At 68.7% G+C, this 14,313-nt stretch carries 14 protein-coding genes and 1 tRNA gene; 9 read left to right on the top strand and 6 right to left on the bottom strand.

Annotated elements, in window-relative coordinates:
- Nucleotides 1–17: 17 nt before the first annotated feature.
- The 6 genes from rpmI to KIT25_01615 all read left to right on the top strand — a co-directional run bounded on the left by rpmI (nt 18) and on the right by KIT25_01615 (nt 7,047).
- Nucleotides 18–221, top strand: a complete 204-nt coding sequence (gene rpmI, locus KIT25_01640) for a 50S ribosomal protein L35 (GenBank protein UYN95678.1) — start codon at nt 18–20, stop codon at nt 219–221.
- 3 nt (nt 222–224) lie between these two features.
- Nucleotides 225–581, top strand: coding sequence for a 50S ribosomal protein L20 (rplT, locus tag KIT25_01635; protein ID UYN95677.1), 357 nt, complete (start codon nt 225–227; stop codon nt 579–581).
- Between the two features lie 101 nt (nt 582–682).
- A complete protein-coding gene (pheS, locus tag KIT25_01630; GenBank protein ID UYN95676.1) occupies nt 683–1,762 on the top strand; it encodes a phenylalanine--tRNA ligase subunit alpha in 1,080 nt (359 codons plus the stop codon).
- Nucleotides 1,759–4,155 (top strand): phenylalanine--tRNA ligase subunit beta, encoded by a 2,397-nt coding sequence (gene pheT, locus KIT25_01625; GenBank protein ID UYN95675.1) that lies wholly within the window; start codon nt 1,759–1,761, stop codon nt 4,153–4,155. Before pheS ends, pheT begins: the two co-directional genes overlap by 4 nt.
- Before the next feature lie 6 nt (nt 4,156–4,161).
- On the top strand, nt 4,162–5,964 hold the full coding sequence (gene lepA / locus KIT25_01620; protein UYN95674.1) for a translation elongation factor 4: 1,803 nt from the start codon (nt 4,162–4,164) through the stop codon (nt 5,962–5,964).
- A gap of 9 nt (nt 5,965–5,973) precedes the next feature.
- A complete protein-coding gene (locus KIT25_01615; protein UYN95673.1) occupies nt 5,974–7,047 on the top strand; it encodes a TIGR03617 family F420-dependent LLM class oxidoreductase in 1,074 nt (357 codons plus the stop codon).
- Nucleotides 7,048–7,050: 3 nt separating this feature from the next.
- Here KIT25_01615 and KIT25_01610 read toward each other — a convergent pair whose 3' ends face one another.
- The 5 genes from KIT25_01610 to KIT25_01590 form a co-directional block, all read right to left on the bottom strand.
- Entirely contained in the window at nt 7,051–7,518 is a 468-nt protein-coding gene (locus tag KIT25_01610) for a nitroreductase family deazaflavin-dependent oxidoreductase (GenBank protein ID UYN95672.1), read from the bottom strand.
- Nucleotides 7,519–7,531: 13 nt separating this feature from the next.
- Nucleotides 7,532–8,443, bottom strand: coding sequence for an SMP-30/gluconolactonase/LRE family protein (locus KIT25_01605; GenBank protein ID UYN95671.1), 912 nt, complete (start codon nt 8,441–8,443; stop codon nt 7,532–7,534).
- Between the two features lie 58 nt (nt 8,444–8,501).
- Nucleotides 8,502–9,596, bottom strand: a complete 1,095-nt coding sequence (locus tag KIT25_01600) for an LLM class flavin-dependent oxidoreductase (protein UYN95670.1) — start codon at nt 9,594–9,596, stop codon at nt 8,502–8,504.
- 102 nt (nt 9,597–9,698) lie between these two features.
- Entirely contained in the window at nt 9,699–10,064 is a 366-nt protein-coding gene (locus KIT25_01595; protein ID UYN95669.1) for a hypothetical protein, read from the bottom strand.
- A gap of 25 nt (nt 10,065–10,089) precedes the next feature.
- Nucleotides 10,090–11,076, bottom strand: coding sequence for a TIGR04348 family glycosyltransferase (locus tag KIT25_01590; GenBank protein UYN95668.1), 987 nt, complete (start codon nt 11,074–11,076; stop codon nt 10,090–10,092).
- On the opposite strand from KIT25_01590, the gene KIT25_01585 reads away from it, so the two are divergent.
- The 3 genes from KIT25_01585 (at nt 11,075) to KIT25_01575 (ending at nt 13,017) form a co-directional block, all read left to right on the top strand.
- A complete protein-coding gene (locus tag KIT25_01585) occupies nt 11,075–12,406 on the top strand; it encodes an SUMF1/EgtB/PvdO family nonheme iron enzyme (protein ID UYN95667.1) in 1,332 nt (443 codons plus the stop codon). The two genes, KIT25_01590 and KIT25_01585, sit on opposite strands and share 2 nt — an antisense overlap.
- A 34-nt stretch (nt 12,407–12,440) precedes the next feature.
- Complete coding sequence (locus KIT25_01580) at nt 12,441–12,863, top strand: hypothetical protein (GenBank protein ID UYN95666.1); 423 nt, start codon at nt 12,441–12,443, stop codon at nt 12,861–12,863.
- A 64-nt stretch (nt 12,864–12,927) separates the two neighbouring features.
- Nucleotides 12,928–13,017: transfer RNA gene (locus KIT25_01575), tRNA-Ser, on the top strand.
- Between the two features lie 341 nt (nt 13,018–13,358).
- Here the strand turns inward: KIT25_01575 and KIT25_01570 are convergent.
- Complete coding sequence (locus tag KIT25_01570; GenBank protein ID UYN95665.1) at nt 13,359–14,264, bottom strand: GNAT family N-acetyltransferase; 906 nt, start codon at nt 14,262–14,264, stop codon at nt 13,359–13,361.
- Nucleotides 14,265–14,313: the final 49 nt, after the last annotated feature.

Below are 14,313 nucleotides of genomic sequence, written 5' to 3'. Positions count from 1 at the left end.
TTTGAAAAGGAACGAAAATGCCCAAGATGAAGACCAAGAGCGGGGCCAAGAAGCGTTTTCGCTTCACGGCGTCCGGCAAAGTGAAGCATGGGGTCGTCGGCAAGCGCCATGGCATGACCAAGCGCAACAACCGCTTCCTGCGCCAGGCGACCGGCATGGCGATCGTCTCCGAGCCCGACACGCGCATCATCAAGCGCAACTTCTTCCCGTACGAGAGGTAGGCCATGGCACGCGTCAAGCGGGGCGTGACCGCACACGCTCGTCATAAAAAGGTACTCAAGCTCGCCAAGGGCTATCGCGGCCGCGCCAAGGTGGCGTTCCGCGTCGGCATCGAGAAGGTCGAGAAGGGCCTGCAATACGCCTACCGCGACCGGCGCAACAAGAAGCGCGCCTTCCGCGGTCTCTGGATCCAGCGCATCAACGCCGCCGTGCGCGAGCATGGCATGACCTATTCAAAGTTCATGAACGGCATCCTCAAGGCCGGCATCGAAGTCGATCGCAAGGTCATGGCCGACCTCGCGGCGCGCGAGCCCGCGGCCTTCAAGGCTTTGGTCGACCAGGCACAAGCGGCTCTGAAGTAGGGCGCGCCCTCACGCAGTCCGCGCGCGCCGCACGGTGCGCCGGAAATGAAATCCAGAGGGAGCCTGTGCCGCAGGCTCCCTCTTTTCGTCTGGAGTTGGCGATGGACGATCTCGCGACGATCCGCAACGAGGCGCTGGGCGCCGTCGAGCAGGCGGCCGATCTCGGCGCGCTCGACGCCGTGCGCGTCGCCGCCCTCGGCAAGAAGGGCAGCGTCACCGGGCTGATGAAGACGCTGGGCGCGCTCGCCCCCGACCAGCGCAAGGAATTCGGCGCGCGCGTGAACCGGCTCAAGGGCGAGATCGAGGCCGCGCTCGAAGCGCGCAAGTCGACGCTCGGCAGCGCGGCGCTGGCGGCGAGGCTCGAATCCGAGAAGGTCGACGTCACCCTGCCGACGCGCCCGGAATCGCAGGGCACGCTGCATCCGATCGGCCAGGTGATGGACGAACTCGCCGCCATCTTCGGCGAGATGGGATTCACCTGGGCGGAAGGCCCCGACATCGAGGACGACTGGCACAACTTCACGGCACTCAACATCCCGCCCGACCATCCGGCGCGGCAGATGCAGGACACCTTCTATCTGCCGCCGCGCGCCGACGGCACGCCGATCGTGCTGCGCACCCACACCTCGCCGGTGCAGGCCCGCACCATGCTCCACAAGAACGTGCAGAAGAGGCTGGCCGACGGCGGCTCGCTGCGCATCATCGTGCCGGGCCGCACCTTCCGCATCGACAGCGACGCCACCCACACGCCGATGTTCCATCAGGTCGAGGGGCTGGTGATCGACCGCACGACGCACATGGGTCATCTCAAGGGCTGCCTGGTCGATTTCTGCCGCGCCTTCTTCGAGATCGACGACCTACCGCTGCGCTTCCGTCCCTCGTACTTCCCCTTCACCGAGCCGTCCGCCGAAGTCGACATCGGCTGCTCGTGGAAGGGCGGCGAGCTGAGGATCGGCACCGGCGATTCGTGGCTGGAGATCCTGGGATCGGGCATGGTGCACCCCAACGTCATCGCCAATTGCGGACTCGATCCGGCGATCTACCAGGGCTTCGCCTTCGGCATGGGCATCGACCGCATCGCCATGCTGAAGTACGGCATCCCCGACCTGCGCAGCTTCTTCGACGCCGACCTGCGCTGGTTGCGGCACTACGGCTTCTCGGCGCTGGAGGCCGCGCGATGAAGTTCACGCTCGGCTGGCTCCAGGAGCATCTCGACACCACCGCGTCGCTCGACCGGATCCGCGACGCGCTCACCATGCTCGGCCTCGAGGTCGAGGGCATCGCCAATCCGGCGGAGGCGCTGAAGGGCTTCGTCGTCGGTCACGTGGTCGAGGCGGTGCAGCATCCCAACGCCGACCGGCTGCGCGTCTGCAGGGTCGACACCGGCTCGGGCGTGGTCCAGGTCGTGTGCGGTGCGCCCAACGCGCGCACCGGCATGAAGGGCATCTTCGCGCCCTCCGGCAGCTACATTCCGGGAACCGATCTCCACCTCAAGGCGAGCAGGATCCGCGGCGAAGAGAGCAACGGCATGCTGTGCTCGAGCCGCGAGCTGCAGCTCGGCGACGATCACAGCGGCATCATCGACCTGCCAGCCGATGCCCGCACCGGAGCGCCCGCCGCCGAGGCGCTCGGGCTCGACGATCCGGTGATCGAGATCAAGGTCACGCCGAACCGGGGCGATTGCCTCGGCGTGCGCGGCATCGCGCGCGATCTTGCCGCCGCCGGGCTTGGCACGCTGAAGCCGATGAAGGCCGAGCCGGTCAAGGGCAGCTACCGGAGCCCGATCAAGTGGACGCACGGCTACGAGGCGCGGCCCGACAGCCCCTGTCCCATCGTGGTCGGCCGTCACTTCCGCGGACTGAGGAACGGACCCTCGCCGGACTGGCTGCAGCGGCGGCTGAAGGCGATCGGGTTGCGGCCGATCTCCGCCCTGGTCGACATCACCAACCTGGTGACCTTCGACCTCAACCGGCCACTGCACGTGTTCGACGCCCGAAAGCTCGCCGGCGACCTGGTCATGCGCCAGGCGCGCGAGGGCGAGACGGTGCTGGCGCTCGACGGCAAGACCTACACGCTCGATTCGGCGGTGGCGGTGATCGCCGACTCCAGGGGCGTGCACGGCATCGGTGGCATCATGGGCGGCGAGGATACCGGCGTGCGCGACGACACGACGGATGTGTTCCTCGAGGTCGCCTATTTCGATCCCATCCGCACCGCCGCCTCGGGACGCAAGCTCGGCATCCAGAGCGACGCGCGCTACCGCTTCGAACGCGGCATCGATCCCGAATCGGTCCACTGGGGCGCCGAGGTCGCCGCGCGCCTGATCCTGGAGCTGTGCGGCGGCGAGACCAGCGAGATCGTCGCAAGCGGCGTCATGCCGACATGGCAGCGCGACTACACGCTGCGCGCCGACCGCGTGAAGACGCTCACCGGCATCGACGTGCCGGCAGCGGCGACCGCCGCGATCCTGGGCAAGCTCGGCTTCACGGTGTCCGGCACCGGCCCGTGGAGGGCGGCGGTGCCGTCGTGGCGCCCCGACGTCATCGGCGAGGCCGATCTCGTCGAGGAAGTGGCGCGCGTGCACGGCTTCGACAGCATCCCGACCACCTCCCTGCCGATGCTCTCGGCCACCTCGCGTCCGGTGCGCACGCCGATGCAGCGGCGCGTGCCGCAGGCGCGCCGCGCGCTCGCCGCGCGCGGCATGAACGAGGCCGTCACCTGGTCGTTCCTGCCGCGCGCCAAGGCCGAGCGTTTCGGCGGCGGCGGCCCGGACCTGCGGCTGCTCAACTCGATCGACGCCACGCTCGACACCATGCGGCCGTCGATCCTGCCCAACCTGATCGATGCGGCCGCCCGCAACGAGGCGCGCGGTCTCGCCGACCCGGCGCTGTTCGAGGTCGGCCCGGTCTACAGGGATGCGTCGCCGCACGGCCAGCAGGCGGTGGCCGCCGGCCTGCGTCACGGCCTGGCGGTGCCGCGCAATTGGGCGGGGCCGGCCCGCGCCGCCGACGCCTTCGACGCCAAGGCCGATGCGCTGGCCGTGCTGGCCGCCATCGGCGCGCCCGACAATCTCTCGGCTCAGCCGGGCGCGCCCGACTGGTACCATCCCGGGCGCTCGGGGACGATCAAGCTCGGCGACCGCACGATGGCCCATTTCGGCGAGCTGCATCCCGAGCTGGTGGCTGCCGCCGACCTCAAAGGGCCGGTCGCGGCCTTCGAGGTGTTCCTCGATGCGCCACCGCCGCCCAAGGCGCGGGCCAGCAAGACGCGGCCGAAGCTGGCGCTGTCGCCCTTCCAGCCGGTCGAGCGCGACTTCGCCTTCCTGGTCGGCGCGGCCGTCGAGGCCGACAAGATCGTGCGTGCCGCGCGCAATGCCGACAAGGCGCTGATCTCGTCGTGCCGCGTCTTCGACGTCTATGCCGGCAAGGGCGTGCCCGAGGGCAGCAAGTCGGTCGCCGTGGCCGTCACCCTGCAGCCGGTCGAGCGCACGCTCACGGATGCGGAGATCGAGGCGGTGTGCGACAAGGTCGTCGCCGCCGTCGCCAAGGCAACGGGCGCCAGTCTGCGTGGTTAAGGTGCAATGACCGACCTGTCGTCGATCCGCAACTTCTCGATCATCGCCCACATCGACCACGGCAAGAGCACGCTGGCCGACCGGCTGCTGCTGCGCTGCGGCGCGGTGACGGAGCGCGAGTTCCACGACCAGATGCTCGATTCGATGGACATCGAGCGCGAGCGCGGCATCACGATCAAGGCACAGACGGTGCGCCTCAACTACCAGGCGCAGGACGGCCGGACCTACGTCCTGAACCTGATGGACACGCCGGGCCATGTCGACTTCGCCTACGAGGTCAGCCGCTCGCTCGCCGCCTGCGAGGGCTCGCTGCTGGTGGTCGACGCCAGCCAGGGCGTCGAGGCGCAGACCTTGGCCAACGCCTACCACGCCATCGACGCCAACCACGAGATCATCCCGGTCCTCAACAAGATCGACCTGCCGGCCGCCGACGCCGAGCGCGTCAGCCGCGAGATCGAGGACGTGGTCGGCATCGACACCTCCGAGGCGATCAAGGTCTCGGCCAAGACCGGCGTCGGCATCGACGATCTGCTCGAGGCGATGGTCAAGCGCCTGCCGCCGCCGCGGGGCGACCGCAACGCGCCCCTCAAGGCGCTGCTGGTCGACAGCTGGTACGACCCCTATCTCGGCGTCGTCACCCTGGTGCGCGTGCAGGACGGCGTGCTGAAGAAGGGCATGCGCATCCGCATGATGGCGGTGGGGGCGGCCTACGACCTCGACAAGGTCGGCGTGTTCACGCCCAAGCCGGCCGACGTGGCCGAGCTCGGGCCGGGCGAGATCGGCTTCATCATCGCCGGCATCAAGACCATCGCCGACTGCAAGGTCGGCGACACCATCACTGACGACCGCAAGCCGGCGGCCGAGATGCTGGCCGGCTTCAAGCCGAGCGTGCCGGTGGTGTTCTGCGGCCTGTTCCCGGCCGATGCCGCGGAGTTCGAGACCCTGCGCGAATCGCTCGCCAAGCTGCGCCTCAACGACGCCTCGTTCCATTTCGAGCCCGAGACCAGCGCCGCCCTGGGCTTCGGCTTCCGCTGCGGCTTTCTCGGCCTGCTGCATCTCGAGATCATCCAGGAGCGGCTCGAGCGCGAGTTCAACCTCGACCTCGTCACGACGGCGCCGAGCGTCGTCTACAAGGTCAGGATGACGGACGGCAGCGAGATCGAGCTGCACAATCCGGCCGACTATCCCGACCCGGTGCACATCGAGAGCATGCAGGAGCCGTGGATCAAGGCGACCATCATCACGCCCGACGAGCACCTCGGCTCGGTGCTGACGCTCTGCCAGGAGCGGCGCGGCCAGCAGGTCGAGCTGACCTATGCCGGCGCGCGCGCCATGGCGATCTACCGGCTGCCGCTCAACGAGGTGGTGTTCGACTTCTACGACCGGCTGAAGTCGGTGACGCGCGGCTATGCGAGCTTCGACTACGAGATGGCGGGCTACGAGGAGAGCGAGCTGGTCAAGCTCTCGATCCTGGTCAACTCCGAGCCGGTCGACGCGCTGTCGATGATCGTCCACAAGAGCGCCGCCGAGAGCCGCGGGCGCGCGCTGTGCGAGCGGCTGAAGGACCTGATCCCGCGCCAGCTCTTCAAGATCGCCATCCAGGCCGCGATCGGCGGCCGGGTGATCGCCCGCGAGACGATCAGCGCGCTGCGCAAGGACGTGCTCGCCAAGTGCTACGGCGGCGACATCAGCCGAAAGAAGAAGCTCCTGGAGAAGCAGAAGAAGGGCAAGAAGCGCATGCGCCAGGTGGGCGACGTGGAGATCCCGCAGTCCGCCTTCATCGCCGCGCTCAAGATGGACGGCCGCTAGGGAGGCTCCATGCGTCTCGAGACATTGCTGCCGCTCGGCAAGGTCGACCCGGGGCTGCGCGCGCCCGAGATCCCGCTCGACCTCGCCACGGTCGGGCGCGACGCGCGGCTGCTCGAGGAGATCGGCTACCACGCCCTGGTCGTCGAGGAGACCAAGGACGATCCCTTCGTGCTGATGGCGCTCGCCGCCCAGGCGACGAGCAGGCTGCGCATCGGCACCTCGGTCGCCATCGCCTTCCCGCGCAGCCCGGCGATCACGGCGATGAGCGCCTGGACCTTGGCCAAGCTGTCGCGCGGGCGCTTCACGCTCGGGCTGGGCACGCAGGTCAAGGCACATATCGAGCGCCGCTACGGCGTGGCCTGGTCGCCGGCCGGGCCGTGGATGCGCGAGTACGTGCAGGCGGTGCGGGCGATCTGGGAATGCTGGCAGACCGGCGCCAGGCTCGACATCGCCGGGCCGCGCTACAACATCAACCTGATGGTGCCGCTGTTCGATCCCGGCCCGATCGAGCACCCGGACATCCCGATCCACGTCGCGGCGGTGAATTCGGTGATGTGCCAGGTCTCGGGTGAGGTCGCCGACGGCATCCGCATCCATCCGGTCTGCACGCCGTCCTACATCGAAGAAGTGATGCTGCCTGCGGTGCGCGCCGGCGCCGCCAAGGCCGGCCGTTCGCTCGGGCGCTTCCAGGTCTGCATGAAGCCGCTGGTCGCCACGGCGGCGACCGAGGCCGAGCTCGCGCCCAAGGTGCGCGACGTGCGCGCCCGCGTCGCCTTCTACGCCTCGACGCCGCAGTACCGCGCCGCCTTCGCCCACATGGGCCTCGGCGATCTCGCCGACCGGCTCAAGCTCCTGTCGCGCGCCCAGCGCTGGGAGGAGATGCCGCAGCACATCGACGACGAAATGCTGCACACCTTCGTCACGGTCGGCACCCACGACACGATCGCGGACAAGCTGCAGGAGCGCTACGGCCGGACCGTCACCGACATCGAGTTCTCAATCCAGGTGAAGAGCGACGCCGACCGCGAGCGCCTGCGCGCCATCGCGATCGACATCCAGGCACGGCCGCTGGCGCGTCTCTGACGCTCAGATCGGGTCGAGCATCACCACCGGGATCTCGCGGTCCGGCACCTTCTTCTGGTAGTCGGCGTAGGACGGCCAGAACTTCACCGCCTCGTCCCACAGCTTCTGCCGCTCGGCGCCGCTCGTCGTGCGGGCGCGGGCCTTCAGATGCTTCGTGCCGACCTGAATCTCGACCTCGGGATGGACCAGCATGTTCTTGTACCAGCCGGGATGGTCGGGCGCGCCGCCCTTGGAGGCGACGACGTAGTAGCCGTTGCCGGCCGTGCCGTAGAACAGCGGGAACAGGTGCTTCTCGCCGCTCTTGCGCCCCTTGGTCACCAGCAGCAGCGACGGCACGGTGAGCGGCTTCATGTTGGGGAAGCTGGCCGTGTACATGTGGCCGTCCTTGCCGTCGCTCTTCAGGTAGCGATCGACATGGTCCTTCATCCATTGCGGCAGGGTCGGCGGAATCTTCACGTCGGCGAGGATCATCGTTGGCTCCGTCTCAGGTGTGGTTGAGCTTCAGCCCGGGCGTCGGCCACGGCAGGGTGCCGAGCTGGCCCTGGTCCGACAAGGTCACGTAGGCCGTGCGCCGGTCGGGCCCGCCGAAGCAGATGTTGGTGGGATAGATATCGGGCATCTTCACCTCGCGCACAATGGCGCCCTGCGGCGAGAATTCCGTGATCATGCCGGTTGTCAGCGTCGCCACCGCGATGTTGCCGTTCTCCAGCACGGCGAGGCTGTCGAAGCGCGCCGGGCCGGCCGCGCCGCCGATCACCCGGCCGGAATGGTGCGCGTGTCCGGTCGGCTTGCGTATCCATCCCGGTCCCTCGATGTCGAAGGCGAGCAGCCGCGCGCTCTCGGTGTCGGCGACATAGAGCACCTTGCCGTCGGGCGACAGGCCGCAGCCGTTGGGGCTGAGGATCGGATAGGCGAGGCAGACGATCTTCGAGCCGTCGGGCAGCGCGTAGTAGAGCCCGCCATGGTCGCGATGCCGCGCGTAGCGCTTGCCGAGATCGGTGAAGTAAAAGCCGCCTTCGCGGTCGAACACCAGGTCGTTGGGCGCCGACAGGCGATGGCCGTCACACTCGGCATAGAGTGTCTTGAAGGCACCGGTCTTCGGATCGAGCCGCTGGATCGAGCCGCCCTTGTAGCCGTCGTGCGCGCCTTGGCTCATCGATACGCCCTGGATGTAGCGCGCGCCGCCGTTGTTGCAGAGATAGAGCGCGCCATCGGGTCCGATCGCCAGCCCGTTCGGCCCGCCACCGCATTCGGAGAAGACGGCGGACTTGCCCTCGGCGGTGACGCGCGAGCAGCGGCCGTTGCGGATCTCGGTCAGGATGACCGCGCCGTCCGGCATGACCACCGGCCCCTCGGGAAAGCCGAAGCCCGCGGCCAGGATCTTCACGTCGGTCAAACTTGCCTCCAGTGCCTGCCTCCCCACGCCATGCGTGGGGAGGAACAAGACTCGCTCATCACGCCGCCTTCGCCGGCTTCTTCGCCGGTCCCCACTTCTTCACCACCGGCAGCACTTCCTTGGCGAAGAGCTTGAGCCCGCGCTCGCAGACCTCGTAGGGCGTGCCGCCGAAGCGGAAGGCGACGTTCATCTCGAAGTCGCCGACGATCTTCCGCCGGGCCTCCAGCCCACGCAGGATCTTGTCGGGCGTGCCCCAGCTCGCCGCCTGCATGAAGCCCGTCACCGCGCCCTCGAGCCCGCCCTTGCGGGCGATCTCGGCCTTCTGCTGGTAGGCGTCGTAGCCCTTCACGCTCTTGAAGTGCTCGCCGAGGAACTCGTAGTGGTGGAAGTTGCTCTCGACGAACTTGCCCTGGTAGCGCCGCGCCTCGTCCTCGAGGGTCGAAGTGTCGGTGCCGCAGACCACGAACTCGGTGAGCATCGGCACCGGCGGCTCGGTGCCATGGTACTTGCGATGCAGCGCGCGGCCCTTGTCGATGCCCGGCGCGCGCATCTCCCACGGCCGGTCGGCGAACATCACCATGTGGGCGCCGATCCTGGCCGCCGACTCGATCGAATCCTCGCTCGATGCCACGGCGTAGATGCGGCCGTCGAAGGAACGGGTCGGCCGCGGCCGGATCTCGATGCGCGGCTGCTTGTAGAACGGGCCGTCGCCCTCGATGAAGCCCGTTTTCAGCGCCCTGACGATCATGGGCGCGGCCTCGTCGAAGCGGCCGCGCGATTCGTCCATGCTCTGGCGGAAGGCGGCGAACTCGCGCCGCGCCAGGCCGCGCCCCAGGCCGAGCCGCAGCCGACCCCGGCTCAGCAGGTCGAGCACGGCGGCGTTCTCGGCGACGCGCAGCGGGTCGTGCCACGGCAGGATGACGGCGGCGGTGCCGACGTCGATGTCCGGATGCCGCGCCGTCAGGTAGCTCATGAGCTGGATGTTGTCGGGAACGAACGAGTAGTCGTTGAAGTGATGCTCGGCCGACCACAGGCAATCGAAGCCCGAATCGGCGGCGATGCCGGCGAGGCGGATCTCCTCGTCCCACACGCGCTCGTCCGGGCAGTTCTCCCAGCCGTAGCTGGCGAACACCATCATCATGCCGACATCCATGGCGCGCTCCTCGGTTTTCTCGTTGTCGGGTGTTCGCCGATGCTTTCACGGCATCAACGTCGCCGCAAGCACGCGCCATGCGAAAGGGAGTTCGTCGTGAGCCTAGGAAAGACCGCCGCCGCGGCGGCGGCGGCGCGGCGGGCGGGCACCCAGCACGAAGCCCACCGGCTTGGGCTCGCGCGTGCGCGGCTGGCCGAGCCGGAGCAGGAGCAGCCCCAGCACGGCAAAGACCGGCAGCGCCGGCAGCGCGAGAACCGGAAGGAGCAGCCAGCGTCCCAGAGACGAGAAAAAACCGCGCGCCGGATCCTTCTCCAGCGCATAGAGGGCGGCGGGATCGAGCTGCCCCCACAGCTCGCCGAGCGGCACCAGCCGGAACGCCCCCGACCACACCCACGTCAAGCCATCGTACACAAGCGCCGCCACGGCCAACGCCAGCAGCAGCCAACCAAAGGCCCGAACCAGGACCATTGCTCCCCCAAAAACGGCCGGCAGACTAGCGAAGCCGACGCTTCGGGGGAAGTCTGTTGACCGCGAGATCCCGCAGCAATGCCCGCCACGCGGCGAGTTCGCGTGCCGGCGCGAACAGGGCGGCGCGCGTGCGCATCGCCTCGGCGAGACGCTCGACGAAGCGCGGCTCGTCCTCGAGGCGGCGCAGCAGCCGCGCGAGGGCGCGTGTGTCGCCGACGGGAAAGTATCCGGGGTAGCGCGTGCCGAGCAGCCCGACATTGCCATCCATGCGCGAGGCGAGGATCGGCACGCCGGCCACCGCCGCCTCCGAGATCACGTTGGCGCCGCCCTCGCTCAGCGAGGAGACGACCATGGCGTGGCTGCGCCGCAGCAGCCGACGCACCTCGGCGCGCGACACGTCGCCCCGCCACAGATAGCGCGGATTGGCCTTCATCTCCGCCCGCGCCCGGTCGGCCCATTCCTCGGTGTAGGCGCGGCCGACCTGCTCGATCCGGACGCGGCTCGCCGCCGGCAGCAGGCGCGCGGCATGGGCGGCGCGCAGCGGATCCTTGACGTCGCGCAGATGCCCGATCGCCGAGACGACGACCGCGCGCCGGTCCGGCCGGCGCGGCGCCACCGGAGGTTCGGCCGATTGCAGGATGACCCGCAGCCGACCGCGCAGCCGCGCCGGCACGACCCGCCAGGCCCGTTCGTTCAGCGCGATCAGCCGGTCGGCTTGCCCCATCGCCCGCAGCGTCGGCCCGCGATCGCGGGCCAGATAGTCGTAGATGTCGGTGCCGCTCAACTGAAGGACCACCGGGCGGTCGGGATGCCGCCTCTTGAAGCGCTCGATCGATCCGGCGCTGCGCCAGGCATGCACCGCCACCATCATGTCGGCCGGCTCGTCGTCATAGCGCGACAGCACGCGGACGCGATGGCCGAGCCGGCGCAGGATGCGCGCCCAGCGCGCCGCGGCGACCCGGTTGCCGGTGCGTGCCGTCGGGCCGTCGGGCGTGATAAGCACGATTCTCATGGACCGACGCCATGCCCATCGGCCGACCAGCGGCGCGACCGCGGCCGAACTCGTTGCGCAACTGCGCGAGGTCCGTCATCGCACCCGGCGCTTGACGGAAGATCTGTCATCGGCGGAATTGTTGGGACCCCGCCTCGACATCGTCAATCCCGTGCTCTGGGAGATCGGCCATGTCGGCTGGTTCCATGAGTACTGGACGCTGCGTCACGCGATGGGACGCGTGCCGCTGATCGAGCGTGCCGACCGGCTGTGGGATTCGAGCAACGTCGCCCACGCCACGCGCTGGCATCTCGACCTGCCCGATCGCGCCGGCACCTTCGGCTACGTCGCCGGCGTGCTGGCGGCACAGGAGGACGCGCTGGCCGGCGGCATCGACGAGGCGACGCGCTATTTCTACGACCTCGCCATCCGTCACGAGGATATGCATGTCGAGGCGCTCACCTACATGCGCCAGACGCTGTCCTTCGCCCCGCCCGCGGATCTCGGCGGCGCGACGCGCCCCTCTGCCGGCGCGCTGGCCGGCGACGCCGCGGTGCCGGGCGGTTCCTGGCAACTGGGCTCGACCGACACCGAGGGCTTCGTGTTCGACAACGAGAAGTGGGCGCACGAGACGACGCTCGAGCCCTTCCGCATCGCCCGCGCGCCGGTCACCAACCACGACTTCGCCGCCTTCGTCGAGGCCGGCGGCTACGGCGCGCGCGAGTTCTGGAGCGACGCCGGCTGGGCGTGGCGCGAACGCCGGCAGGCCGCCATGCCGGTCTACTGGCAGGGCAAGCGCGACGGCGTGTGGACGGCGCGGCGCTATCGCGCGATCGAGCCGCTGGCGCCGCACGCGCCGGTCGTCTTCGTCAACTGGTTCGAGGCCGACGCCTGGTGCCGCTGGGCCGGACGGCGCCTGCCGAGCGAGGCCGAATGGGAAGCCGCCGCGGTCGGCCAGCCATCGGCCGACGGCGCGCACCTGGCCGACGCGAGAAGGCGCTGGCCGTGGGGAGACGCGCCGCCCGACCCCACGCGCGCCAACCTCGATTTCGCCGGCGACGGACCGCTCGACGTCGCGGCGCTGCCCGACGGCGACAGCGCCTTCGGCTGCCGCCAGACGATCGGCAACGTCTGGGAATGGACCGCGTCCGACTTCCTGCCCTTCGCCGGGTTCAGTGCCGACCCCTACGAGGACTATTCACAGCCCTGGTTCGGCACGCGCAAGGTACTGCGCGGCGGATGCTGGGCGACCAGCGCGCGCATCGCTCGCCCGGCCTATCGCAACTTCTTCACGCCGGATCGCGCGGATGTGTTCGCCGGCTTCCGCACCTGCGCCCTCCGGGCGAGGTAGGCTGGGCGGGCACGAGAGACGGAGAGAACGCGCAATGCCGATGCGTTGGGACATCGATCATACGGGGAGGTTCGTCACCATCGTCGGCGAGGGACCGTTGACCTTGAAGGACATGGAGGCGCATTTCGACGCACTCTCGGTCGCCGGCGCCATGGGCTACGCCAAGCTGGTCGACGTCTCCCGCGCCGAGCCGATCTACGACGACAAGGACGTGATGCTGATGGGCGCGCGGCTCAGCGCCTACACCTCGACGCTCGAATCGGGACCGCTCGCCGTGATCGGCCGCAACGACACGATCACCGCGGCCTTCATGCGTTTCGTCAACATCTCGCCGGCCAAGCGGCCGGCCCGCCTGTTCGCCACCGAGGCGGAGGCGCGGGCCTGGCTCGCCACCCAGGAGAACGCCGTGATGGCGCCGCCGCCCGGCGGGCGGACGACGCCAGGACCGCGCCAGTGACGGCTCGAGGGCCGCTTGCCCCTGCCCGCCCCGCCGCCTAAAAGGACGCCCGACCGCATCCCGGGGACAGGTGGCCGAGTGGTTTAAGGCACACGCTTGGAAAGCGTGCGTGGTGTAACAGCCACCGCGGGTTCGAATCCCGCCCTGTCCGCCAACCAGTCCGCACGCGGCGGTAGTTGCCGCATGTGCAGTCGGATCATCGAACGACTACCGGAGAACCGGCCAGGCGTCCCAGGTCGCGCCAATTCGCCCGATTTTCTCTGGACCATGATGGTCGAGTGGTCGTTTGTGATGCAAATGAGCAGATACCGAAGAGGCCGTTGCGGGACTATCTTCAGTGGAGATCCGAAAGCCACCTCGGGTTCGAATCCCGACTGGTTCAATCACCACCATCGGTTCGAATCCTGACCGGTAGACACGCAAACGATATCCATTTTCGAGGGGTAAAGCGGACATGGCGGACCCGCTTTCCGATAAGGTCATTGGCGCGGGCGACTACCGCCAGTCGTCGAGCACGAACATATCGGGCCGGCTGTAGCCCGGCTCATTGGGGCGGTGCATCGTGACACCCTGAAGCTGCGTCCGAAACCCGCGCTGTTGCATGGCGCGATAGGCCGCCTCGCGGCCTGCGTTCACTCCGGCCACGACGTTGGCCATTCCGACGGTGGCGCCAAAGTCGATGCACGCATCGAGGAGCGCCGCAAATCGCTGCTCGGCGCCTGGACCCGGCATCACCGCACCAAACTTCACGAAGAGATTGCCTTCACCCGCTTCGGTCGCCAGACCGAAATGGCAAACGGCGAACCCTGCCACGCGGCTCTCGCCTTCCATCAGCAGCAGCGTATCGCCAAGCTTGCGCGCAAAGACCGTGCGGATTTCGGCGCCGAGATCGAGGCCGGGATAGAGCTGCTCGGTCAGTGCGCGAACGGACGCTTGGACCTGGGGACGCTGCCCTTCCGGCAGCTCGCCGTGGCGCAGCCAGCGGCGCGTCGAGCCGGTCGTGGCGGGTATTGCCATCACGGGTGTCAGGAAGCGCGGATGGAAACCGAACTTGCCGTAGGTCCAGACGTGCTTGGCACTCTGCGGAAAGGTGAACAGGCCGGCGTGGCTCACGCCCCATGCATCGAACGCATCGCAGGCTTCGCGGACGAGGCGTTGGCCGATGCCACTGTCCCAGATGTCGGGCCGAATGGTGATTGGACCTAAGACGCCCACGCTGCCCCAACGTGTCGCGAAGTTCGATCCGACGAGTTGTCCCTTGTCCTCGGCCACGAACGCCTTGACGTGCTCGGCGCCGAAGCGGCCTCTGGCATAGTCGAGGTCGCTCCAGAATTTCTCCGGATCGGGTGCGCCCAGGAACGTCCCAAAGGCGATACGGATGATTCGCTGTGCCTCTGGCACGTCGCGCTCTTCAAGCGGCCGAATGATGGTAATCGCGCTCTCCCTGCGG

This window comes from Enhydrobacter sp., assembly GCA_025808875.1.
Taxonomy (GTDB): Bacteria; Pseudomonadota; Alphaproteobacteria; order Reyranellales; family Reyranellaceae; genus Reyranella.
The sequence above is the reverse complement of the archived record's forward strand: the minus strand, read 5'-3'. Positions and strand labels throughout refer to the sequence as shown.

Excerpts from the sequence above, each read along its gene's own strand:
- KIT25_01580 (UYN95666.1), top strand. The coding sequence starts at position 12,441 with ATGCCGATGCGTTGGGACATCGATCATACGGGGAGGTTCGTCACCATC.
- rpmI (UYN95678.1), top strand. The coding sequence starts at position 18 with ATGCCCAAGATGAAGACCAAGAGCGGGGCCAAGAAGCGTTTTCGCTTC.
- rplT (UYN95677.1), top strand. The coding sequence starts at position 225 with ATGGCACGCGTCAAGCGGGGCGTGACCGCACACGCTCGTCATAAAAAG.
- KIT25_01610 (UYN95672.1), bottom strand. The coding sequence starts at position 7,518 with ATGATCCTCGCCGACGTGAAGATTCCGCCGACCCTGCCGCAATGGATG.
- KIT25_01585 (UYN95667.1), top strand. The coding sequence starts at position 11,075 with ATGGACCGACGCCATGCCCATCGGCCGACCAGCGGCGCGACCGCGGCC.
- KIT25_01595 (UYN95669.1), bottom strand. The coding sequence starts at position 10,064 with ATGGTCCTGGTTCGGGCCTTTGGTTGGCTGCTGCTGGCGTTGGCCGTG.
- lepA (UYN95674.1), top strand. The coding sequence starts at position 4,162 with ATGACCGACCTGTCGTCGATCCGCAACTTCTCGATCATCGCCCACATC.
- pheT (UYN95675.1), top strand. The coding sequence starts at position 1,759 with ATGAAGTTCACGCTCGGCTGGCTCCAGGAGCATCTCGACACCACCGCG.
- KIT25_01590 (UYN95668.1), bottom strand. The coding sequence starts at position 11,076 with ATGAGAATCGTGCTTATCACGCCCGACGGCCCGACGGCACGCACCGGC.
- KIT25_01615 (UYN95673.1), top strand. The coding sequence starts at position 5,974 with ATGCGTCTCGAGACATTGCTGCCGCTCGGCAAGGTCGACCCGGGGCTG.
- pheS (UYN95676.1), top strand. The coding sequence starts at position 683 with ATGGACGATCTCGCGACGATCCGCAACGAGGCGCTGGGCGCCGTCGAG.
- KIT25_01600 (UYN95670.1), bottom strand. The coding sequence starts at position 9,596 with ATGGATGTCGGCATGATGATGGTGTTCGCCAGCTACGGCTGGGAGAAC.